This window comes from Halorubrum orientale (assembly GCF_059623105.1).
In genome coordinates this window covers 1-1,130 of sequence record NZ_JBSPSR010000019.1, presented here as the reverse complement: position 1 = coordinate 1,130, position 1,130 = coordinate 1, and the positions used below count along the sequence as shown (strand labels likewise).

The window sequence follows — 1,130 nt, the reverse complement described above, 5'->3', positions numbered from 1 at the left end:
CCGACTTGGGCGAGGAACGGAGTCTGTGTGTCCGCTTTCGAGCGTACCGGACCCCGATATTCTTCGCGGCGTTGTAGTCTGCGTTTACTTCGTACCCACACTTCTGGCACTCAAAGTGTTCTCCCTGACGGTTGTTCGGGTGCGTAAACCCACAGTCCGTCCGAGAACAGCGTTGGGACGTGTGGTTTGGCTCGACCTGTTCCACAGAGACGCCTTGTTCAGGGGCTTTGTACTCAACGTACTTGAACAGGCGTCGGAATGCCCAGACGTGGTGCCACTTTGCCTGTGGAAGTCGCTCTCGAATATCGCTCAAGTCCTCGAACGCGAGTACGTCGCAGTCGTGTTCGACGGCTTCCGAGACGAGTTCGTTGGCGATCGTATGGATGTACTGTTTGCGCCAGGCTTCTTCACGCTTCCCGAGGCGAAGTAGGGCGTTGTGTGCAGCCTGCGTGCCGCGTTGTTGTATCTCGCTACGTCGCTTCTCGAACTCACGACACCAATGGTCGTAGTCGTTCCCCTGCCAAAACGTGCCGGTTGAGGACACAGCAAGGCTATTGACGCCGAGGTCGATACCGAGGACCGTTTGATCGGGGTGCCCGGTATCTTTCGAAACCTCATCGTCACTGTGTGTCCGCCGCGTCGAAATGTTGAGGTAGAACTCGTCAGTGGTCGCGTCGTACCGAAGCGTACTCTCGCGGAACTCGTAGTCCTCCGAGAGTACGTACCGCTCGTAGGGCGTCGGACTGTCTGCTGGGAGAACAAACGACGGTTCGACTCGGCCCTCAACAGTTGCCAGTGACACCTTGTTGCGGTAGAAGGTCGCGCTGCGCGTGTCGTAGTCCATCGTTTCGGCAGTGAACGTCGATTGAGAGACGCGCTGTCCCTTTTTCCACCGTTCGACACACGCTTTGACAGCTTCGACAGCGCGTTTGATAGCGGCTTGGACAAGTTGGGCCTGTAGGTCCGTCTCCTCACGAAGTTCGACGTAGAGCGCGTCACGAACCTCTCGCTTGTTGGTCTTACACTCAGTGTAGGAGGTGTCGGACCAACAGTAGTCGGCGGTTCGGTTCGCGCAGTACAGGTATTGCTCGGCGGTTCGGCGGAGTGCGTTGCGTTGCTCGTCGGAAACA

General features: G+C 57.5%; 1 protein-coding gene. It reads right to left on the bottom strand.

Annotated elements, in window-relative coordinates:
- Positions 1-1,130, bottom strand: a 1,130-nt coding sequence (locus ACWUI7_RS13455; RefSeq protein ID WP_496642715.1) for an RNA-guided endonuclease InsQ/TnpB family protein, incomplete at both ends; no start/stop codon positions are given.